Below are 20964 nucleotides of genomic sequence, written 5' to 3'. Positions count from 1 at the left end.
ACGTCCCGGTTTCAGGACAAGGTATTGCGCCGCTCGGGCGCAAAGGAAACTAAAATTGTGATAATATTACCTAACAACGCCGAGGAGCTTACCACGCCCCGATATTCGGCGCGCTGGCCCAGGGCTCGACCGGCGCTTTCGCCTCGCCCTTCTGCAACAGCTCGATCGAGATGCCGTCCGGTGAGCGGATGAAGGTCATCCGGCCATCGCGCGGCGGGCGTGAAATCGTCACGCCGAGATCGGCGAAACGCTGGGTCGCGGCGTAGATGTCGTCGACCTGGTAGGCGAGGTGACCGAAATTGCGCCCGCCGGCATAGTCCTTCTCGTCCCAGTTGTGGGTGAGCTCGACCATCGGGAAGTCCATCTCGGTCGGCCGCTTGCCTTTAGGCACGCCGCCCATGCGCGCAATGTCGGCGGGGGACGCGAGGAAGACCAGCGTGAAGCGGCCGGCTTCGTTGTCGAAGCGTCCGATCTCGGTGAGGCCGAGGCCGTCGCAGAAGAATTTCAGCGCCGCATCGATATCGCCGACGCGCACCATCGTGTGCAGGAACTGGACGCTCATGAATGGGCCTCGCGCAGGTTGCGGATCACCTGTTTCAGGTTGGGGGGCATCAGGGTGTAGTAGCGGTGCATCGCCGCCGCGAGCAGGGCAATGCCGACGCCCATGATGACGAGGAAGAAGCTGAACGTATGGATCAGCGTGCCCTGCTCGAACACGGGCGACTTGCCCGTCATGGCCCAGAGCGTGTCCCAGACCGCGTTGAACATGGTCGACAGCGGCGCCAGCGCCAGCGTCATGATCGCCGCGCAGGCGAACACATAGGTGCCGGAGCGCGGACCTTCGGCGCGCAGGTAGAGGTCGGTGAATTCCTCGGGCGCGATGCCGGGTGGCAGCTCGCCGCTCTCCTGGCGCAGCCGCAGTAGCTCGGGCGCAAATTCGCGGGCGCGTTTCCAGCGCAGCGCGAGGTGCGTGCCCCAGGCAACCACGGCAAGGACGAGGGCGATGTAGACAAACATGGCAGGCAGGCGATCCCGGGCTCGGCGCCGGGCGGCTCCGGAAGGGATCAGGCCACGTGCGCGCGTTCGTAGACGAGCATGGCGCGTTTGCGCGCCACACCCCAGTGATAGTTATGCAGGCGGCCATCGGCTGCAAGGGCCCGGTGGCAGGGGATGAACCAGGCGATCGTGTTGGCGCCGATCGCGGCGCCGGCCGCGCGGGCGGCCTGCGGATGGCCGGCGGCGCGCGCGACCTGCCCATAGGTCCAGGTCTCCCCGGCCGGAATATCCATCAGCGCGCGCCAGATCTGGCGCCGGAACGGCGTGCCGTAGAGCGCCACCGGCAGCGCCTCGCGCCGCTCGAAGGCCCGTACCGCCCAGCGCTGCGCCTCGGCGTCATCGCGGCGGATGTCGGCCCCGGGATAGCGCGCCGCGAGATCGGCGAAGACGCGCTCCTCGGTATAGCCCGGATGCACGAAGCCGGATTTTGCGGCCGCGCCGTCATCGGCAAAACCGAGACCGCAGAGCCCGCGCGGCGACGTCAGGAATATGCCGCGCCCGAACGGCGTCGGCGCCGCGCCGATGCTCAGGTCCGCGCCCTTGCCGCCGCCTTTCGCCTCGCCGGGGGAGAGGCCTTCATGCGCCACGAAGAGGTCATGCAGCCGGCCGGGGCCCGACAGGCCCGTCTCAAGCGCCGCGTCCAGCACGCTGGCGCCGCCGCGCAGCAGCTCGCCGGCTGCCGCATGGGCCAGGGTGCCCTGGTATTGCTTCGGGCTGATGCCGGCCCAGCGGGTGAATTCGCGCTGGAAATGGTGCGGCGAAAGGCCAACCGCAGCGGCGGATGTCTCGAGGTCCGGCCAGTCGGCCCAGGTCTCGCCCATCCAGTCGAGAGCCTTGGCCATGCGCCCATAGGCGGCGGCGCGTTCGGAGAGGGGAGCAGGTGTCTGTGTCATGACGCCAAAATGGCCCTCCCGGACGCCCGGCGCCACCCGTTTCTTGCGCCGTCCGGAGGTGCCTAAATTAGCCCTTTACCTTCGCTTGCCATCACGCGCAGAGTGCACCGCTTGCTTACGGGGAGGTTCGCAAAGCTACATGGCCGACGCTCGCAGCATCATCCTTCACGAGTACCCGTCTTCGCCCTTCTCCGAGAAGGTGCGCCTTGCCCTTCGCCTGAAGAACCTCGCCTATGCGCGCGTCGAGATTCCGATGATCATGCCGCGCCCGGACCTGATGCCGATGACCGGCGGCTACCGGCGCACCCCGGTCATGCAGATCGGCGCCGACATCTTCTGCGACTCGGCCATCATCCTGCGCGAACTCGAGGCGCGCTATCCGATCTTTGCGCTGAAGCTGCCCGGCCATGAAGGCCTCGCGCAGATCGTTGCCGGCTGGGCCGACTCGCGCTGGTTCCAATCCTCGGTCGCCGTCATCTTCGGCCACATGGGCGACAGCGTGCCGGAAGCCTTCATCAAGGACCGCGAACAGCTTTCCGGCCGTCCGTTCAATGTCGAGGGCATGAAGGCCGTCGCCCCGATGATGAAGGACCAGTGGCGCGCCCGCCTGATGCTGATCGAGGAGCGCCTCGCGGGCGGGAAGGGGGCGGGCTCCGGCCTGTACCTGATCGGCGCGAAGCCGGGCCTCGTCGACGTGCATGCCTACATGAACGTCTGGTGGATGAAGAATGCGGTGCCGGAATTTGCCGATGCCTGCCTCGAGAGTGCGCCGCTGACGGCCGCCTGGTACCGCCGCATCGCCGAGGTCGAAGGCCAGGTGCCGGAGACGATCACCTCGCGCGAAGCCCTCGCCATCGCCAAGGACGCCGCGCCGCGCCTCGTCGCCGCGACGACCCGCAACGAGCCGCAGGAATTCTCGCCCGGCGAACAGGTCGCCGTCGCGCCGGATGATTACGGACAGGTCTGGGTGGAGGGCGAACTCGTCCACGCCGACTCGCAGCGCATCATCCTGCGCCGCTTCACGCCTGAGGCCGAGACGATCCACGTCCACTTCCCGCGCGCCGGCTTCCTGGTCCGCCGCGCCTGAAACGCTTGCCAAGCGGCCGGGCGCCGATAGGCTCCTCCCAAAACCAGAGGGAGGAACACATGAAACGCATCCTGATCACGACGAGCGCGCTGCTCGCCGCCTGCAGCAGTCTGTCGAACGGCGTGGCCGAACAGCCGGCGGCCGCCAAGACCGAAGTGATATCCGAAGGCTGGTATCCTTCGCGCTATGGCGCAGACGACCGGCTCGGCGCCATGAACAACCTCTCCGCCGAAAAGACTGCCGAGGCCGCCAAGCTCATCACCACTGGCAAGACCTACGCGCTCGGCCAGGTGACCGGCGCGAAGACGCCCGCTTACGGCCCGCGCAAGTTCAGCATGACGATCCTTCAGCTCTCGGACGGTTCGGGCACGCCGCTTGGCGAGAACAAGGCAGTCGGCAATGATGATCTCGTCAACACCTATATCGGCATCGGCAGCCAGATCGACGGCCTCGGCCACATGGGCATCGATCACCGGTACTATAACGGCGTTCCGGTCTCCGAATTCGTCACCACCGGCGGCCTCACGCAGTATGGCACGCACACGATCCCGCCGGTCGCCACACGCGGCATCCTGCTCGACATGACGAAAGCCTTCGGCAATCCGGTTGCTCCGGGTACGGCGTTCAACCGCGCTGAGATCGAGGCGGCCGCCAAGGCCGCCGGCGTCACCATCGGCAAGGGCGACATCGTGCTTTTCCATACCGGCACGATGAAGGCCACCGAGAATGATGCGGAACTCTCGCCCGTCGAGCCGGGCCTCGGCGTCGAGGGCGCGCAGTACCTCGCCGATCTCGGCGTCGTGGCCATCGGCGCCGACACCTGGGCAATCGAAGTGATCCCGTTCGAGAAGGAAGCGCGCCCGTTCGACGTGCACCTGACGCTGCTCGCGAAGAACGGCGTCTACATCCTCGAAAACATGGTCACCGACGAACTCGCCGCTGATGGCGTCACCGAATTCTTCTTCACCCTCGGCGCGCCACGCCTCGAAGGCGCGGTGCAGGCGATCATCAATCCGGTGGCGATCCGCTAGGCCTTCAGGAACGGCACGATGTCCGACACCAGCGTGTCGGACATCCTGTCCGCCAGGTCGTGGCCCCAATGGGGATAGGCCTTGAACACCGCGCCCGGGATGCGCTTGGCGATGTCCTCGCCGGCAGCCGGGCGCACGAGCGGATCTTCCGCCCCGTGCAGAACCAGCGTCGGCGCCTTCACGTCGCCAAGCCGGTGATGCCACCGCTTCTGTGCAATCACAGCGCCGTTCTGGCGCAGCATGCCCATCGGCCGGTCGGAGCGATGGAAATCCTCGATCGCGCGTGCACGGATGACTTCTGCGGAATTGCGCAGCTCCGGATGCGAACCGATGCCGTGCTGGGCCAAGATGGCGATCTCGCCGATCGCCTCGGCCGTCCGCTCGGCCGGCAGCGCGCTGAGCGCCGCCATCGCTTCCGGCGCCGGCAGGGGCAGGGAAGGGTTACCTGAGGTCGTCATCATCAGCACGAGCTTGCGCACCTTCGCGGCATGGTCGAGCGCCATCAGCTGCGCGATCATCCCGCCCATCGACATGCCGATGATGTCCGCCTGCTGAATGCCGAGCGCGTCCAGTAGCCCGGCCGTGTCGGCGGCGAGATCGTCCAGCGTGTAGGGCACCATGTTCGCGGCGTCCTTGCCGGCCATCACCGCCTGCATGACTTCCATCGCCGTCGGGGGCGTGAAATGCGAAATCTCGCTCGACAGGCCGATGTCCCGGTTGTCGAACCAGATCACCCGGTAACCCGCATCCGCAATGCCGCGCTTCAGCGCCTCCGGCCAGCGCGTCATCTGGAAGGCAAAACCCATGATCAGCACCACCGCCGGATCGTTCGGGCTGCCCATCGTGTCGTATTCGAGTTCTATTCCGTTGCTCTTCACGCGCGGCATGGACGTCCTCCGTCTGCGCCGCCGACACTAGGCGAGGCGCCCGCGCAATCAAGCCGCCATGAAAAACGCCGCCCCCTTCCGGGAGCGGCGCGATTTCAGGTCCGGTTTGTCCGGATCAGAAGTTGACCGTGGCCTTCGTGTAGACGAAGCGGCCCGAATAGCCGAACGGCGAGTAGGTCGAGAACGGCGTGTTGGAGGTCGAGTTCAGGCCGAGCGGCGCAGCATCCGGGTATTCGTCCAGGATGTTGTCTGCGCCGACGGCGAGCGTGACCATGTCGTTCCAGGTGTAGCGGGCCTCAAGGTCGATGATCGTCTTGGGGCTGAGGTTGTAGTCGGTTGCGGAGGTCGTGCCCGGCACGAGCACTTCACCGTAGCGCACGGCGCGCAGGGTGCCCTCGAACGGACCGTTTTCCCAGTTCAGCTGGCCGGTGAACTTGTCCTTCGGTGCGCCTTCCTCGAGGGTCAGCACGTTGACACGTCCGAACAGCGTCGGCGCCGGAGACAGGGCTGCAAGCACCGGGATGGCCGGAACCTTGGTTACGTCTGTCTTGTTGAAGTTGGCGCCGAAGGTGGCGTTGAACGATCCGATCGCCGTTTCCGGGAACGCATAGTTTGCGATCACGTCCACACCGGTGGTTTCAGTGTCCACACCGTTGAGGAAGAAGCGTCCGCCGCCCGAGCCGATGAAGCCCTGGCTGACGAGGTAAGCCTGCACGTTCGCCGCGGTCAGGTTTTCCGACAGGACGATCCGGTCGGTGACGTCGATCCGGTAGGCGTCGACGGTGACGTTGAAGGCGCCGGTCTGGAAGACGGCACCGACCGCGTAGTTGGTCGACGTCTCGGCATCGAGGCTCTTCGCACCCAGCGCCTGGGCGATCGGGTCGTCCACGGTGAAGGTCGTCACATCGAACGGCACGCCGCCGATGAAGTTGGTCGACGTGGTGGTGAAGAACTGCTGCTGCAGCGACGGAGCGCGGAAGCCGTTCTGGACCGAGGCCCGCAGCGCGAAGCTGTCGGTCAGGTCATAACGGGCTGCGAGCTTGCCGGTCAGGGTCTCGCCGAAGTCGGAGTAGGACTCTGCCCGCACCGCGCCCGACACCAGGAGCGCGTCGGTAACGTTCGCTTCGAGATCGACATAGGCACCGATGGCGCCGCGCGACTCGTCGCGTTCGTTGGCTGGCTGGAAGCCCGGGAACACCTGTGCGCCCGAAGCGGTCGAGTTGCCGTTGCCGAGCAGCACGCCGCCATTGCGATAGGAGTCCGGCTCGCCCGCGAAGATCTTGTAGTTCTCGCGGCGGCCTTCGATGCCCCAAGCCACGTTCAGCTCCGAAGCGAGGCCATCGACGTCGAAGCCTTTGACCATGTTGAGGGCTGCAACGACCTGCGAGCTCTCGAAGCCGCCGGCATCGAACTCGGTGCCCGAAGCGACGCCAAGCGAGCGGTTCAGCGTGTTGCTGATCACGAAGTCCATCTTGTTCTTGCCGTAGCCGACAGAGGCGTCGGCATCCCAGCCGCCCCAGTCGAAGCGCACGCCGCCGAGCGCGGAATAGTCCGTGGTCGTCGGATTGATCAGCGGCAGGAAGCCGTTGGGGTAGATCTGGATGACGTTGCGGTCATCGAGCGCGCGGCGGAAGAAGCCGGCCGAGGTGGTCTGGCGATCCTGGTAGCTGGCCCAGCCGTAGAGTTCGGCCTCACCGACATCCATGCCGGCGTTGGCGAAGAGCGTGACCTGCTCGAGGTCCGGTTCGCCGGTCCAGGCATTGTAGCGGCCGATTTCGGCTTCGGCATCCGGCTGCGAACCCGGATACTGCTGACGGTGGTCATAGCCGGTGCGGACCGTGTGGTTCTGGTCCTTGTATTCGCCGGTAACGGTCAGGAAGCCGTCTTCGCCGAGATGGAAGCCTTTCCAGCCCGCCACGGTGTAGGTGTGGCCGTCCGAACGCTTGCGCGACACCGACGAGCCGGGGTTGGGCACGCCGGGCGTGGTCGGCGTGATCACGGGCACGGTATATTCGGTTTCGCGCCAGCCATAGCTGGCGGCGACCTGTCCGCCCTCAGCCGCTTCGCGCAGGCGCACGTTCACCACGCCGGCGATGGCGTCGGAACCGTAGAGCGCCGATGCACCGTCGCGCAGCACTTCAACGCCGCCGACCGCGAGGTTCGGAATCGTGTTGAGGTCGACCGACGAGGCGCCGCGGCCGATGGTGCCGTTGACGTTGACCAGCGAAGCCTGGTGGCGGCGCTTGCCGTTGACGAGGACCAGCGTCTGGTCAGGCGCGAGGCCGCGCAGGGCGGCCGGGCGCACGGAGTCGGTACCATCTGCCAGGGCAGGGCGGGGGAAGTTGAGTGCCGGCAGGTTCACCGAAAGGGCCTGGTTCAGCTCGCCAACGCCGATGTTCTGGATCGACTCGGCCGAGACCACGTCGACCGGCGCAGCCGTGTCGAGCGCCGACCGGTTGGCCACGCGTGTGCCGACCGTGACGACGGTGTCGAGCGTGCGGGCCGACTCGTCCGGCGCGTCTTCCTGTGCCCAGGCGCTGGAGGCGCCGATCGAAAGGGCCGCAGTGGCTGCAGCCGCAAAAAGTATGCTCTTGAATTTCATGATGTCTGTCCGCTCCGTGAATTCAATGATGACTGGGCTTCGCCCGCGCATTGTTGTTTCCCCTACAGAACCGTAAGGTGCGCATGTCTTGCGGCGCAACAAGAGAGCCGGACTCTCGTCACACTTAAGTCCGGCCTTTGTTGCATTTCGGTCACATTTTCGCATCCGAGGTGAGTTTTTGAACAATAATCGCCGAACTTGCCTCATCACGGGCGCCTCTGCCGGCATCGGCGCGGAGTTCGCCCGCCAGTATGCCGCGCTCGGATGGAACCTCGTTCTCACCGCCCGCCGGGCCGACCGGCTTGAGGCGCTCGCGGCAGGTCTGCGCGAGGCGCACGGCATCACCGCCACGGTCCTCGCGGAAGATCTCGCCGATCCGGCGGCGCCCGCGCGGCTGGTCACCCGGCTCGCCGAGCATGGCCTTGAGGTCGATGCGCTCGTCAACAATGCCGGCTACGGACTTCCGGGCACCTTCTTCTCGACGCGCTGGGAAGACCAGGCGGCTTTCGTACAGGTCCTCTACACGGCGCCCTTTGAACTCACGCACAAGCTGCTGCCGGGCATGGCGGCGCGCAAGTATGGCCGCATCATCAATGTCGCCTCGCTCGCGGGTTATGCCGCGGGCAGCGCCGGCCACACCCTGTACGCGAGTGTGAAAGCGGGGCTGATCAAGTTCTCGGAAAGCCTGAATGCCGAGTGCGCGGCGCTGGGGCACACGGATATTCATTGTACGGCGCTCTGCCCCGGCTTCACCTGGAGCGAATTTCACGACGTGAACGGCACGCGCGGCGAGACCAACAAGATGCCGAAGTGGATGTGGATGGACGCGGCCCCCGTGGTGAAGGCGGGCATCGACGCGGTGAATGCCGGCCATCCGGTCGTGGTGCCCGGCGCTGCCAACAAGGCACTGGCCACGCTCACCCGCATCCTCCCGGAACCCCTCGGCCGCGCCCTCGTCGCCGGCCAGTCCAGCCGCTACCGGCGCATGGACTAGGCGTCTTCGTCCGGTGGATTTTTGAGTGCTTTCCGGATTCGTTCAGCAGCGGCCTTGGCGGCCTTCTGACCTGTGATCGCCCGATCACCGCCGGTGATTACGAGCTGCGATTTGACTTTGCAGAACTCCAAGGCGTCTTGGGCGACCCCTCGGGACTCAGGCGTTCCATCTTCCGCGGCTCGTTCGCCAAGAACGGCAATCGAGTTGTAGACGGTTGCGCGCACCCCTGCCAAAGTTGATCCAAGCTTGAGGTTTCCGCAGCCCGGTCCCAGCAGGTCTTCAAGCTCCGGGTGAGCAGCAGGGGATGATTGTGTCATCAGTTTCAGCACTCTCAGCGCATTGGCCGTGTGCAGACGTTCCAGCACTGATGTGAGTGCAATCTGCGAGACCGGTATATCAGCCACGCTTGCCGTGAGCCTCAGGAAGGCGCCGATGTCGACGTCAGTTATATCTGAGTCGGACTGGCTGGCGTCGGCCAGGACGCGGTTGGTCGCCGTCACGCGCTGCGTGATCTCACTCGGGGTTTCTGCGTCTTCAGCGCCTTCGCGCTGACTGACACTGTTGCGGAAGTCAATTTGGTTCAGTCTGTGGCGCGGACTGCCGGCCAACAGGTGATACTTTTCGACCATCCATTTCGCTCCGGCCTGAAGGTCGTCCCGATCATCGTCAACCAGCTGGTCCAGCCGTTCGCTGGCATAGGGACGCGCAGCGCCTTGGTCCCTTTGCCGGTCGACGTGATCTTGAACACGTTTGAGAAACGCAGGCTTGGCAGTGAAGTAGACACCGTCCCGAAGTTCGACGACAGGGTTCACTTTTTGCTCATCGAGAGGCAGTTTCTGCCAGCCTTCGAACGCCGCCTTGTTCACACGGATCATGCCGGTCTCGAAAAAGTCTTCCTCCGAGATCGGATCAAGCACATCAAGCTGCCCTGAATCGTAGAGTTTTCTCTGAGTTTGGTTGCGCTGGAAAATGGCGATGGCTTGGAACAGCGCTGCCATCACGACGAAATCGACCAGCACTCGCGATCCGAAAATCAGATGCTGCGGTACATCGCTGTTCGAGGCCGGCAGCAAGGGCGGCGGCGGCTTGAAGTCGTAGATTTCCGCCCAGTCGACGAGCGGAACGGCTTTGAATAACTCAAGCCCGAAAAACGATATCCAATCGAAGAAGTCGCCGTCGCCAGCTTGCGTCAGGCATTTCGGAGTCTCTTTGGCACGATCGCTGACGCAAAAGGCATGCGTCATGTCATTCAGCTGATACAACGTGAGCGGGACAAGCACGAACAGGAACGCGTACCCGAGCAGCGCTTCGTCGCGAAGGTCGTTCGAAAAACCCACATGAATGTCCTTGCTCTTGGTCGTGCGCAGGCGCGATGCCGTTTCACGGTCGCCTTCGACCCAACTCCACCGCCTTCCGATGGACAATGCGAACAAGAATGCCCCGGCAATGGGTATCAATCCCCAAGGCTGAGGCATGGCGTATCCCAGCAATGTCAGGGGCGCCATCACGCCAATGATCAAGACATGGTGCCAGCCGAGCCCATGACGCCCGTCCGGCGCTTGCACGGCGCCGGTCATCGGCGCGACGATCCGGACAAGGACGGAGTCGATCCAACTCGCCAATGTGGTGAAGGGTATGGCCGGTGCGAACGCAGCCTGAGCTGTGGCTTCGCGCTCCTGGAAAAGATTTAGCCCGCGCGTAACCGACGAAAGCACGATAAAGAACACGAAAGCGAACATCACGAACAGAGTGGCAATTACACCGATGTTTTCTCCGAGGGCGCTGAAGGCATTGTGCGCCGCAGCCCAAGCGAGAATGACGATCAGCAACATGGCAAATGCGCCAAACAGCAGTGATCCGCCGGATATTGCATCGCCCCGAAGTATTGCCTTGTCGGCCCGTCCTTGAGCCTGCAGCTTCTCGCTGCGCCAGACCCCGACACCCGGCGGGACAAACGTCGCAGCCAAAAGTGCCAGAAAGAAGAGCAGGCCATTGGCTGTGTTTACGTCCAGCAAGCTGAGCGCGCCGGCATCGGGCTTCAAAAGCGCAACGGCGCAAAGCCCCGCCAGTGACACGAGCAGCCAGACGAACATCTCCGTCATCATCAGACGGCGCCGCTCTGGCGTTTCGCCCGCTTGGTCGGTGCAGATCCGGAAGAGCCGGGCGCCCTGGAACAGGAACCACCCGAATACGCCAAGCCCCAGCGCCGTCCAGTTTTCTGCCGCCGTCTTTGCGGCATCTCCCACAGGCCAGCCAATGGCGACCGCGAGTAGCATCAGGGCGCCGGCTTCAAAAGCGACCAGCGCCGTCAGGTTCCTGAGCGTGAAATGCCGGCGCCAGCCCGTCGCCTTCGCCGCGTCCTGTTTGTCCCCCGCCATACCGCGCCCCTGTTAAAGTTCTGTTTACTTTAGCGCAGGGTTGAAAAGTGCAAAGCGTGGAATCGGTCTTGCCGCGAAATTTCCGGTTGGGGGCGCAAAAAAAAGGCCCCTCCGGGAGGAGGGGCCTTCGGGTGGTTTGGGGCCAGGGGTCAGCGGCGGGCGTAGCGGTGGCGGATGCGGGGCTCATCTTCGGCCTTTGGTTCGTCTTCGGTCTCGTCCGCGATTTCGTCCTCGTCGCCGGTCTCGGCTTCGATGAAGTCGTCTTCCTCCGCTTCGGCTACGTCTTCTTCTTCGTCCTCGTAGGCGTCATCGTCGACCTCGATGTCTTCGTCCCCGGCGTCTTCCTCGAGCAGCACCTCGTCTTCAAAGTCGTCGTCGGTCTCGGCCTCGTAGACGACCTCGTCCTCGATCTCGTCTTCTTCCTCGAAGGTGTCCTCTTCTTCGGCTTCAGCCATGCCGGCCATCATCCGGGCACGGATGCGGTCGGCGGTCGGGGTTGTGTCCTCCTGGCGCCAGTCGCTGGCGCGGCGGCGCGCGACCACGGTGCCGGGCTCAGGCACATTGTCCGGATCGCGGCGCTCGATGAAGGGTGTGCGGCGCGTCTCGGTGACCACCACGACCGGTCGTTCGTTCTCGGGCAGCCGTTCGGCGGGCGCGTCTGCGACGACGCCGAAGAACAGGTTCCAGTAGTGGGCCACGACTTCGCCGCGCTGTTCCAGTTTCCTGAGGCGGCGGCGCTCGGACCACCGGGTCAGCTTCACGCCTTCAATCTGGAAGCGGCGTGTGCTGCCGGCAGCGACGCCGAAGCCGGCAACGGAGCGCGGCGCGCCGCGGCGCTGCTCGAACATCAGCTCGCTCGTGAACTGGGCCTGGTTTCCGGCGCCGTCCGGCATCAGGGTCCGGTAGGCACAGCTTAGCACCGGCCCGTCCAGTTTCGACCAAGCGATGATGCGGTTGCTTTCGATCTCGTTGTCCTGGTTCAGGCTGTAGGCGGACAGTTCATATCCGGCCCCCGCCGCGCGCAGGTGCATCACGGTCAGGCGCTCGGTGCCGGATGGGCCGCGTTCGGCCTGCAGCCAGGTGCCTTCCACATAGTCGCGCCCCAGCACCAGCTTGCGCAGCAGGCTCCACTGGAACAGGGCAGGCAGCAGCGCTTCCGTCAGCAGCAGCGAACCGGTGACGGTCAGGAGCGCGGCGATGCCGACGCCGGCCCAGTAGGCCGCCGTCACGCCGCCCGCGGCCGCCGCGAGCATGCCGGACGCGGCCGGCCAGAGCGCGCAAAGGCCGCCGGCAACCAGTGCGGCGGCAAGGAAGTTGGTGACAAGCCTGAAACGAGAATACGGGTTCATCCGGCGGGCGGCTCCTTGGGGGATCACGGCAATGTTTGGGGAAATAGGGCTTCTCGCACCAATTTTCTGTTAACTTTCTGAAGGTTAACGAGATGCTAATCAACCGCCTCGTGGTTAATGCGCGCTCAGCTTTGGTTAACCTTTTGCCCGTGTTGTTGCGCCGCACAAAACGGACTCGCCACGGGGCGTCGCGCTCCTATAATCAAGCGGGAACAAGCCTGTCCGGAGGGAGCGGATCCATGAGCGCCAGCAGCACCGTTGACGAGAAACCTGCCGTCCGTATGAGCGGGCTGACCGCTGCGATGGCCGAGGCCGTTACCGCCGTCGAAGCCTATGTGACCGCCGCGACCCGCGCCGCCCGCGCCAGCCTTTCCGGCGCCGACGGCAAGCCCGACCGCGGCGCCTTCGAGCGCCACCAGCACCGCGCCCATGGCCTCTCCTGGGTCACCACCTATCTCGAAACACTGCGCCAGACGTCCGGCTGGGCCGCCCGCCTCGAAGCCGATGGCAAGTTCGGCGACATCGAAGCGCTGCTCTGCCAGGTCCTGTTCGGCGAATACTGCGCCCAGCTGATCGGCGGCATCCCGATGAACCAGGGCGAGATGGTACGCCCGGCCGATCTCGGCTGCCAGATGGCGGACATGCAGCTCTTGTTCGCCGCGCCGATCCAGCGCTTCATCAACGAAGGCAAGACGCCGGAGGTGATGGCCGCCGCCGCTGCGCTGCTGCCGGACGCGTTGTCGCGCAACACGGCCGAGTTCACCGGCCTCGACGAGACGATGGAGATGGTGCGCGACCAGTTCGCGAAGTTTGCCTCGACGCGGATCAAGCCCTTCGCCCACGGCTGGCACCTGCGCAACGACTACATCCCCATGGATGTGGTCGGCGAAATGGCCGAGCTCGGCGTCTTCGGCCTCACGATCCCGGAAGAGTTCGGCGGACTCGGCATGGGCAAGACGGCGATGTGCGTCGTCTCGGAGGAACTCTCGCGCGGGTATATCGGCACCGGCTCGCTCGGCACCCGTTCGGAAATTGCCGCTGAGCTGATCCTGATCGGCGGCACGCCGGAGCAGAAGGAAAAGTGGTTGCCCGCCATCGCCTCCGGCGAGATCCTGCCGACCGCCGTCTTCACGGAACCGAACACCGGTTCGGACCTCGGCTCGCTGCGCACCCGCGCCGTGAAGTCCGCAGACGGACAATATTATGAAGTGACCGGCAACAAGACCTGGATCACGCATCCGGTGCGCGCTGACCTGATGACGCTGCTCGTGCGTACCGACCCGGCCACGAACAATTTCTCCGGCCTCTCGATGCTGCTCGCCGAGAAGCCGCGCGGCACGGACGAGAACCCGTTCCCCGCAAAGGGCATGACCGGCGGCGAGATCGAGGTGCTCGGCTACCGCGGCATGAAGGAATACGAGATCGGCTTCGACGGTTTCAAGGTGAAGGCCGAGAACCTGCTCGGCGGCGCGGAAGGGCAGGGCTTCAAGCACCTGATGGCGACCTTCGAGAGCGCCCGCATCCAGACCGCAGCGCGCGCCATCGGCGTCGCCCAGAACGCGTTCGAGATCGGCCTGCGCTACGCGCTCGACCGCAACCAGTTCGGCCAGCCGATCTTCAAGTTCCCACGCGTCTCCAACAAGCTGGTGATGATGGCCGCCGAACTCGTCGGTGTGCGCCAGCTGACTTACTTCTCGGCGCGCCAGAAGGATGGCGGCAAGCGTTGCGACCTGGAGGCCGGCATGGCGAAACTGCTCGCCGCCCGCGTCGCCTGGGCGGCGGCTGACAATGCGGTGCAGATCCACGGCGGCAACGGCTTTGCCCTCGAATACCCGGTCAGCCGCGTGCTCCAGGACGCCCGCATCCTCAACATCTTCGAGGGCGCGGGCGAAGTGCAGGCGATGGTCATCGCCCGCCGCCTCATCGACGGCGGGAACTGACGGCCCGCTGCACCGTTCAGCATCCGCTGTTTCCGCCGCGGCCCGGCTCGCCTGCCGGAAGCCTCCCTATCGCCAGCGATGAAACATCGTTAGGAGTTGCCGCATGAGTGAGACGCATCTCCCGCGCCGCGCCAAGCTGCCCGAATGGCGGCGCCGGCTGCGTGTGGCTCGCTGGCGCGGCATCCGCCAGATCCACCACAATGAAGTCGTGCGCCACGTTCACGATGAGGGCACGCTGACCGGGCGCTATATCTTCATGAATGTGATGTCGTGCGGCATCGCGATCCTCGGCCTGCTCCTGTCCTCTCCGGCTGTCGTCATCGGCGCGATGCTGATCTCGCCGCTGATGGGCCCCATCATGCTGATGGGCTTCTCGCTCGCCATCCTTGAGCTGGAAGCGCTCCGGCAGGCGGTCGTCTCGCTCGCCGTCGGTACGCTGGTTGCGCTGGCGACCGCCTTCCTGATCGTCTTCGTTTCTCCGCTCACGGAGATAACCACCGAGATCCTTGCGCGCACCCGGCCGAACTTCTTCGACCTGCTCGTCGCCGTCTTCTCCGGTCTCGCAGGCGGCTATGCCGTGATCCACCGCAAGGGTGAGACGATCGTCGGCGTCGCCATCGCCACGGCCCTCATGCCGCCGCTTGCCGTCACCGGCTTCGGCCTTGCCACGGCCCAGTTCCAGATCGCCGGCGGCGCGTTCTTCCTGTTCATGACGAACCTGCTCGCGATCGCGCTCGTCGTCACGGTGCTCTCGCGCTTCTACGGCTTCGGCGAGCGCCACAGCCCGCGCCATACAGCCTGGCAGAACGCGTTGGTGATCAGCGTCTTCGTCGCCCTGTCGATCCCGCTCGGCCTGTCGCTGCGCGACATCGCCTACGAGGCCCGGGTGCGCGATGTCTCGCGCGACATGTTGCTCGCGCCCTTCAACAACGAAGAGGCGCGCGTCACTGATTTCGACGTGACCTTCCCGCGCACCGGTCCGCACCGGATCAAGGTGCGCGCGACCGTGCTGACCCCCGTGCGCGTACCCGGCGCCGAAGCGCAGCTTGCCGGCGACCTGTCCGAACGCTTCCGGCGCGATGTGGCGGTGGTCGTCGACCAGGTGATCATCGACGATGACCTCGCGTCGGAAACGGCGCGCCTTGCCGCCGTGGCCGAGTCCTCCTTCGGCGCGCCAATGCGGGCGCAGGGCGCGCAGCTCGATGCGCTGGCCGCCGAACGGCGCACCGCGCGGGAGTTGCGGTCGGCCTTTCCGTATGGCCTGGCCGGCGCTGATATCGATGTCGCCGCCCGCGTGGCGCACTACACGGCGGCGCCGACCGAAGGCATCGGCCTCGTGGCTTATCACCGCCTGGAGGAAGGGATTTCAGCGAACTTCCCGGAATGGGAGATCCGCGTCGATCCTCCGAGGACGGAGCTTCCGCCGGTTGCTTTCGAGGCCGACAGCGACACGCTGGGCGAAGCCCGGACGGCTTTCGCCGCTGACCTTGCCTGGGCCCTGAAGCGCTGGGGTGTCTCCGAAGTGGAAGTCGTGGCCTACCTGCCTACGGCGGCTGCGACCCAGCGGTTCAACGCGCAAGCCCTTGGCCATCGCCGGGCAAGCGCGGTTGCCGCCGAGTTGACCAAGGCGGGCCTCACCGCCACCATCGCCGGAGACTACCGCGCGCCGGGCGACACGGCCGCCTCCCGCGCTGCCGCCGAGCGGCGCCTCAACGAGATCTACATCCGGCCGGTGGGCTAGCGGATGACGCCGCCGAGCGGCGCAATGTCGGCCGGCTCATGCTGGATGACCACCTTGGCGCCGAGCGCGGCCGCACGGGCCTCGAACGCCGCCATCGAGGCGGTCGTGTCCGGCTCGCTGCTGTTGAACCGCGGCACGCGCGACAGGGCGCGGCTCTCGCTGCGATGGTAGAGGTCGCCGGTCAGCAGCACAGGTCCGCTCTCCGGCATCTTCAGTTGCAGCGAGGAATGGCCGGGCGTGTGGCCCGGCGTCTCGAAGATCACGACCGATCCGTCGCCGAAGACGTCATACTCATCCGGGATGATCTGGCGCTTCATCGGCTGGAACAGCGCATAGACGGGCGCGAGGCTCGGATCGAACAGCGGCGTACCCTCCGGGGGGAACATCGCGTCATGTTCTTTCTGGTTCACCAGCCAGGTTGCGCCGGTTACCTGATCGACCTGGCCGACATGGTCGAAATGGCTGTGCGAGATGGCGACATAGGTGAGGTCCGCCGGTGTCAGGCCGAGATCGGCGAGCTGGTCAGTGATCGAGCGCTCTACCGAGACCGTGAAGATCTGCTGCGTGAACGGCGGCTGGCCGACAAGTTGCGAGGGCAGGCCGAGATCCCACAGCAGGCGCCCCTTCGGATGGTTGATCAGGTAGCAGGTGTCGGTCAGCTGGTCGGCCTGCCCGGCATAGTCGCCGGCCGAGGAGAAGGCATCGAGATCGGAAACACCGATCGAGCCGCAATCGAGCACGTTGACTGTCAGCGGGGCCACCTCGGCGACTTCGGCCACTTCCTCTGCTTCGGGCGCCGCCGGAGCGTCGGATTCCGTCTTCGGGGCGCAGGCGGTCAGCAGCACGGCGCTCGCGGCCGTGGTGAGGAGGAGGGCGAGGCGCATGGCGTTTCCTTTGCGTGGTCTGGTTTGCGTCTAGTTTAGTTCGCTTCGGGTCCACCGGCCAGCGTCAGGCCTCCGGTTCCGGCGATCCGGTAGAAGCAACTTGTCCGGCCCGTGTGGCAGGCGCCACCGGTCTGCCGGACCTTGAGCAGCACGGCGTCCTGATCGCAATCGACCCGGACTTCGACGACCTCCTGCACATGCCCGGACGTCTCGCCCTTGACCCAGATCTCGCCGCGCGAGCGCGACCAGTAGGTGGCGCGTCCAGTCTCGAGGGTTTGCTGGAGCGCGTCGGAATTCATCCAGGCGAGCATCAGGACCTCGCCCGTGGCGGCGTCCTGCGCGATGGCGGCGATCAGGCCGGCGGCGTCGAATTTCGGGCGCAGCTCAATGGTCTCGTCCTGGGCGGCGCCGGGGAGGGGAGGGGCAAAGTCGGTCATGGACATGAGGCGTAGGAGCCGCTTCCCGGCGGGTCAAGCGGCGGCGCGGGCGGCTGACAAGCGCGGGCAAAGGGCGCTATAGTCGAGTGAAGACAAATCCGAGGAGACGAGAGATGGCCCAGTACCGCGAAATTCTTGCCGCGACGAAGGACGGGGTGCTGACGATCACGCTGAACCGGCCCGATCGGCTTAACGCCTGGACGGGCATCATGCAGACCGAGGTGGAGACCGCCATCCGGGCCGCGGGCACCGACGATGCCGTGCGCTGCATCATCCTCACCGGAGCGGGGCGCGGCTTCTGCGCCGGAGCCGATATGAACGGCCTGCAGTCGATCCAGGCGAATGCCGGGGCGACCTATAGCGAGCGGACGCCGGACCTGAAGCCGAAGACCGTCAGCGCGCTGGAACAGACGTTTCCCGGCCGGTTCGGCCACATGTTCGCCTGTCCGAAGCCGATCATCGCGGCGATCAATGGTCCGTGCGCCGGCATCGGCCTGATTCTCACCCTCTTCGCCGACATGCGCTATGCGGCAGCGGATGCGAAGTTCACGACCGCCTTCTCGCAGCGCGGGCTGATTGCCGAGCATGGCATCGCCTGGCAGCTGCCGCGGCTTGTCGGCGAGGCCAATGCGCTCGACCTGCTGTTCACCGCTCGGAAGTTCTCCGGCGCCGAAGCGGAGAAGCTGGGTCTCGTCAACCGGGCGCTGGCGCCGGAAGAGCTGATGCCGTTCGTCTATGACCTCGCCAATCATCTTGCGACGCAGGTGTCGCCGCGCTCGGTGGCGATCATGAAGCGTCAGATCCGCGAGAGCTATTTCCAGTCCTATGCCGACTCGCTATCGACGGCGGACAGGGAGATGGAAGCCAGCTTCGCCACCCATGATTTCAAGGAAGGGGTGGCGAGCTTCGTCGAGCGGCGCGCCCCTGCCTTCACGGGAAAATAGGACGTATGCAGAAGATCCACATTGTCGAAGTCGGTCCCCGCGACGGGTTGCAGAACGACCCGGCGAACCTGACAGTCGAGCAGAAGCTGGAGTTCATCGCGCGGCTGGAAGCTGCGGGCGTGACGCGGATGGAGTCGGGCAGCTTCGTGTCGCCCAAGGCCGTGCCAAAGATGGCCGATTCGCCGGCAGTGTTTGCCGGACTGACGCGGGGCGGACGCACCAGGCATATCGCGTTGGCGCTGAACGAGACGGGCGTGCGCCGGGCGATCGAGGCGAAGGCAGACGAGATCAATTTCGTGCTGGTGGCCAGCGAGACGTTCGGGCGCAAGAACCAGGGCATGAGCCCGCAGGACAGCGCCGACATGCTCGCGACGTGCGCGCCCCTTGTGCACGAGGCCGGTATTCCGTTGTCGGCAACGATCTCGGTGGCATTTGGCGATCCGTATGACGGCGACGTGGACATTGCCGTTGTGGGCAATCTTGCTGCGCAGGCGCAGCGCGCCGGCATCGCCGAGCTTGCCCTCGGCGACACGATCGGCGCGGCAACGCCGTGGCACGTGCGGCGCGCCATCGACCGTGTGCGGATCGAGGCGCCGGACGTGACATTGCGGATGCACTTCCATGACACGCGCGGCGCGGGCCTCGCCAACGTGTTTGCAGCCGTGGAAGTGGGCGTCGATGTCATCGATTCCAGCTGCGGCGGGATTGGCGGCTGCCCGTTCGCGCCGGCCGCCACGGGCAATGTGGCAACCGAGGATGTCGTCTGGATGCTGGAGCGGGCCGGCTATGATACCGGCATCGACCTTGGTCGGATGATCGAGACGGCAAAGTGGCTGGAAGGCGTGCTCGGCCACAAGGTGGCATCGTCCATCAGCCGGGCAGGGGTTTTCCCTATCGCGTAGGGACTTGTCCGTATCGCGCCGGGCCTCGCGCACTGCTAGGGTGTGGTGGTTGCTCAAGAACGGTGACCTCCATGCCAGGGCACTGGCCGGTTCTCAACGCGGACGATCCTGAAGCTGCAGAGAGGCTGCGAGAGCTCTTTGCTGCTGACCCGCATTTCGTTCAGCTGTCGGAGCAATACGAGGAGGTGAACCGTCAGATCGAAGCGGGCCTGACGGGCAACGATCCGGCTTCTGCCGCGCTCGACGCAGTTCTTCGCCGTAAGCGGCAGATGCTGCAATCCGAACTGCACGCACGCCTCAAGGCTGCCCTTTCCGATGTGGGCGACGACGAGCGGCGGGGTACTCCGGGCAGCCACACGTAAGTATTTGCCCCGATGGCGCAAGGCGCGCTTCGCTTGCAGGATCAGATTGTAGCAGCCGGAGCGACCGACCATGACCCATGTGCCCCACAGGCTCACTGATGAGTTTCCAGAATCCACCGAACGCCTGCGCGCGCTGCACGGCGCCGACGCCCACTTTGCAAGACTGGCCGACCTCTACGAGACCTTGAACCGGCAGATACACCGTATCGAGACGAACGTGGAACCGGCGAGCGAGCAGTTCGAGACAGCGCTGCGCCGCAAGCGCCTCGCGCTGAAGGACGAGATCTATGCGCGGCTGAAGGCTGCGGCCGACTAGGAGGGCGACTCGATGATGTCGATTGGGGGGATGACCGTGGATTCGCTGGCGCTGGCGGCGCTGGGCGGCTTCGGGGCGTTGGTACTGGTGGTGCTGGCCATCACGGTATGGTTCGTGCGGCAGGCGGCGAAAAAGCCGGGCGAGAAGTGACGCCGCCCGCAGGGCTTGCGGGAACAATCGCGGCGCAGTAACACGCCGCCGCCGCCGACCGCTGCGATGGGCACAAACGGGCGGCGGAGCCGGCCTTTCCTCCCATGCAAGATGTGTCGTTCGACTGTGTGTCCTGCGGCGCGTGCTGTTTCAGCCGCAACCCGAATTACCTTCAGCTGCTGGCCTGGGACGCGGGCCGCACCCTGCCGCCGGAGAGCCTGTTCACGCAGGACGGGCGCACCTATGTGGATTTCTCCTGCGGGCGCTGCGTGCACCTCGACCTGTCGGGCGGCAAGGCCGTCTGCGGCGTCTATCAGGAGCGGCCCGAAGCCTGCCGGGCCTTCCGGGCGGGCAGCTTCGAATGCGTCAAGGCGCGCCGGGCGAACGGCATCCTTGGCGCCAATGTGCGCCGGCCGGAAGGCGAGCCGGCGGGCGTTTGACAGGCGGCTGGAACAGGCAGATCGTGGCAGCCTTGATCCTTGGGAGGGACGAATGCGGACAATGTTGATGGGCCTCGGCGCGCTGGCGCTGGCAGGCTGTGTGTCGGTGGACGTGCAGGAGGAGTATGCCGCGCCGATGATGACGAATGCCGAGGCGAAGGCGATTGTCGAGGCGGCGAATGCCGAGTTCGAGAAGCGGTTTGCGGCCAACGATGCGGCGGGCCTCGCGGCGCTCTACACGGCGACCGCGCGGGTCATCCCGCCGGATGCGCCGGACCAGGTCGGCCGCGAAGCGATTGCGGCCTATTGGGGCGGGGCGGTTGCCGCGCTCGGCACCGTGAAGCTGACGACGGTCGAGGCGATTGCGGCGGGGCCGGGCTACATCACCGAGCGCAGCCATGTGACGCTCTACACGGATGACGGCACGGTGGCCGGCGGCGGCAAGGCGACGCTGCTCTATGCCTACGAGGACGGCGCCTGGAAGATGCAGTGGGACACCTGGAACACCGGCCCCACGGAATAGCGCCGCGCGCCGGACCGGCGGAGCCGTCCGGGTACGGATGATATGGAG

21 protein-coding genes are annotated in these 20964 nt (G+C 65.6%); 12 read left to right on the top strand and 9 right to left on the bottom strand.

Annotated features, from left to right (window positions below):
* Positions 1-88: 88 nt before the first annotated feature.
* From IPK75_04700 to IPK75_04690, 3 genes are read right to left on the bottom strand one after another with little or no spacing between them, the layout of a single operon-like run.
* Complete coding sequence (locus tag IPK75_04700) at positions 89-562, bottom strand: VOC family protein (GenBank protein MBK8197649.1); 474 nt, start codon at positions 560-562, stop codon at positions 89-91.
* Entirely contained in the window at positions 559-1017 is a 459-nt protein-coding gene (locus IPK75_04695; protein MBK8197648.1) for a hypothetical protein, read from the bottom strand. The genes IPK75_04700 and IPK75_04695 overlap by 4 nt, the downstream gene beginning before the upstream one ends.
* Positions 1018-1064: 47 nt before the next feature.
* On the bottom strand, positions 1065-1949 hold the full coding sequence (locus IPK75_04690; protein MBK8197647.1) for a methylated-DNA--[protein]-cysteine S-methyltransferase: 885 nt from the start codon (positions 1947-1949) through the stop codon (positions 1065-1067).
* Between the two features lie 139 nt (positions 1950-2088).
* Here IPK75_04690 and IPK75_04685 point away from each other — a divergent pair, with 139 nt between their 5' ends.
* The gene (locus IPK75_04685; GenBank protein ID MBK8197646.1) at positions 2089-3036 is read left to right on the top strand and encodes a glutathione S-transferase; all 948 of its coding nucleotides are present in this window, start codon (positions 2089-2091) and stop codon (positions 3034-3036) included.
* Positions 3037-3095: 59 nt separating this feature from the next.
* Entirely contained in the window at positions 3096-4067 is a 972-nt protein-coding gene (locus IPK75_04680; protein MBK8197645.1) for a cyclase family protein, read from the top strand.
* Here IPK75_04680 and IPK75_04675 read toward each other — a convergent pair.
* Positions 4064-4954 carry an alpha/beta hydrolase gene (locus IPK75_04675; protein MBK8197644.1) on the bottom strand — a complete coding sequence of 297 codons (891 nt, stop codon included), beginning with the start codon at positions 4952-4954 and terminating at the stop codon, positions 4064-4066. The two genes, IPK75_04680 and IPK75_04675, sit on opposite strands and share 4 nt — an antisense overlap.
* Before the next feature lie 115 nt (positions 4955-5069).
* Positions 5070-7556 (bottom strand): TonB-dependent receptor, encoded by a 2487-nt coding sequence (locus tag IPK75_04670; protein ID MBK8197643.1) that lies wholly within the window; start codon positions 7554-7556, stop codon positions 5070-5072.
* 178 nt (positions 7557-7734) lie between these two features.
* Here IPK75_04670 and IPK75_04665 point away from each other — a divergent pair, with 178 nt between their 5' ends.
* Positions 7735-8550, top strand: a complete 816-nt coding sequence (locus IPK75_04665) for an SDR family oxidoreductase (GenBank protein ID MBK8197642.1) — start codon at positions 7735-7737, stop codon at positions 8548-8550.
* Here the strand turns inward: IPK75_04665 and IPK75_04660 are convergent.
* Positions 8547-10928, bottom strand: coding sequence for a hypothetical protein (locus IPK75_04660; GenBank protein MBK8197641.1), 2382 nt, complete (start codon positions 10926-10928; stop codon positions 8547-8549). The two genes, IPK75_04665 and IPK75_04660, sit on opposite strands and share 4 nt — an antisense overlap.
* Before the next feature lie 149 nt (positions 10929-11077).
* Positions 11078-12277 (bottom strand): hypothetical protein, encoded by a 1200-nt coding sequence (locus tag IPK75_04655; GenBank protein ID MBK8197640.1) that lies wholly within the window; start codon positions 12275-12277, stop codon positions 11078-11080.
* A gap of 239 nt (positions 12278-12516) precedes the next feature.
* Between IPK75_04655 and IPK75_04650 the strand changes: the two genes are divergently transcribed.
* Positions 12517-14217 carry an acyl-CoA/acyl-ACP dehydrogenase gene (locus IPK75_04650; GenBank protein ID MBK8197639.1) on the top strand — a complete coding sequence of 567 codons (1701 nt, stop codon included), beginning with the start codon at positions 12517-12519 and terminating at the stop codon, positions 14215-14217.
* A 103-nt stretch (positions 14218-14320) separates the two neighbouring features.
* A complete protein-coding gene (locus tag IPK75_04645; protein ID MBK8197638.1) occupies positions 14321-15958 on the top strand; it encodes a DUF389 domain-containing protein in 1638 nt (545 codons plus the stop codon).
* On the opposite strand, the gene IPK75_04640 is transcribed toward IPK75_04645, so the two are convergent.
* Together IPK75_04640 and hisI are read right to left on the bottom strand one after the other, a co-directional pair.
* Positions 15955-16842: an N-acyl homoserine lactonase family protein gene (locus tag IPK75_04640; protein ID MBK8197637.1), complete on the bottom strand. Its 888-nt coding sequence runs from the start codon at positions 16840-16842 to the stop codon at positions 15955-15957. The genes IPK75_04645 and IPK75_04640 overlap by 4 nt on opposite strands.
* 35 nt (positions 16843-16877) lie before the next feature.
* The gene (gene hisI, locus IPK75_04635; GenBank protein ID MBK8197636.1) at positions 16878-17279 is read right to left on the bottom strand and encodes a phosphoribosyl-AMP cyclohydrolase; all 402 of its coding nucleotides are present in this window, start codon (positions 17277-17279) and stop codon (positions 16878-16880) included.
* A gap of 113 nt (positions 17280-17392) precedes the next feature.
* On the opposite strand from hisI, the gene IPK75_04630 reads away from it, so the two are divergent.
* The 7 genes from IPK75_04630 (at position 17393) to IPK75_04600 (ending at position 20916) form a co-directional block, all read left to right on the top strand.
* A complete protein-coding gene (locus IPK75_04630; GenBank protein ID MBK8197635.1) occupies positions 17393-18223 on the top strand; it encodes an enoyl-CoA hydratase in 831 nt (276 codons plus the stop codon).
* 5 nt (positions 18224-18228) lie between these two features.
* The gene (locus IPK75_04625; protein MBK8197634.1) at positions 18229-19125 is read left to right on the top strand and encodes a hydroxymethylglutaryl-CoA lyase; all 897 of its coding nucleotides are present in this window, start codon (positions 18229-18231) and stop codon (positions 19123-19125) included.
* Positions 19126-19196: 71 nt separating this feature from the next.
* Positions 19197-19487, top strand: a complete 291-nt coding sequence (locus IPK75_04620) for a hypothetical protein (GenBank protein ID MBK8197633.1) — start codon at positions 19197-19199, stop codon at positions 19485-19487.
* Between the two features lie 70 nt (positions 19488-19557).
* Positions 19558-19803, top strand: coding sequence for a YdcH family protein (locus IPK75_04615; GenBank protein MBK8197632.1), 246 nt, complete (start codon positions 19558-19560; stop codon positions 19801-19803).
* 12 nt (positions 19804-19815) lie between these two features.
* The gene (locus IPK75_04610; GenBank protein MBK8197631.1) at positions 19816-19953 is read left to right on the top strand and encodes a hypothetical protein; all 138 of its coding nucleotides are present in this window, start codon (positions 19816-19818) and stop codon (positions 19951-19953) included.
* A gap of 104 nt (positions 19954-20057) precedes the next feature.
* Positions 20058-20393, top strand: coding sequence for a YkgJ family cysteine cluster protein (locus tag IPK75_04605; GenBank protein MBK8197630.1), 336 nt, complete (start codon positions 20058-20060; stop codon positions 20391-20393).
* 52 nt (positions 20394-20445) lie between these two features.
* Positions 20446-20916, top strand: a complete 471-nt coding sequence (locus IPK75_04600; GenBank protein MBK8197629.1) for a DUF4440 domain-containing protein — start codon at positions 20446-20448, stop codon at positions 20914-20916.
* Positions 20917-20964 lie beyond the last annotated feature (48 nt).

Source organism: Acidobacteriota bacterium (assembly GCA_016712445.1).
Lineage (GTDB): Bacteria > Pseudomonadota > Alphaproteobacteria > Caulobacterales > Hyphomonadaceae > Hyphomonas.
This window is presented reverse-complemented; position numbering and strand designations above follow the sequence as displayed.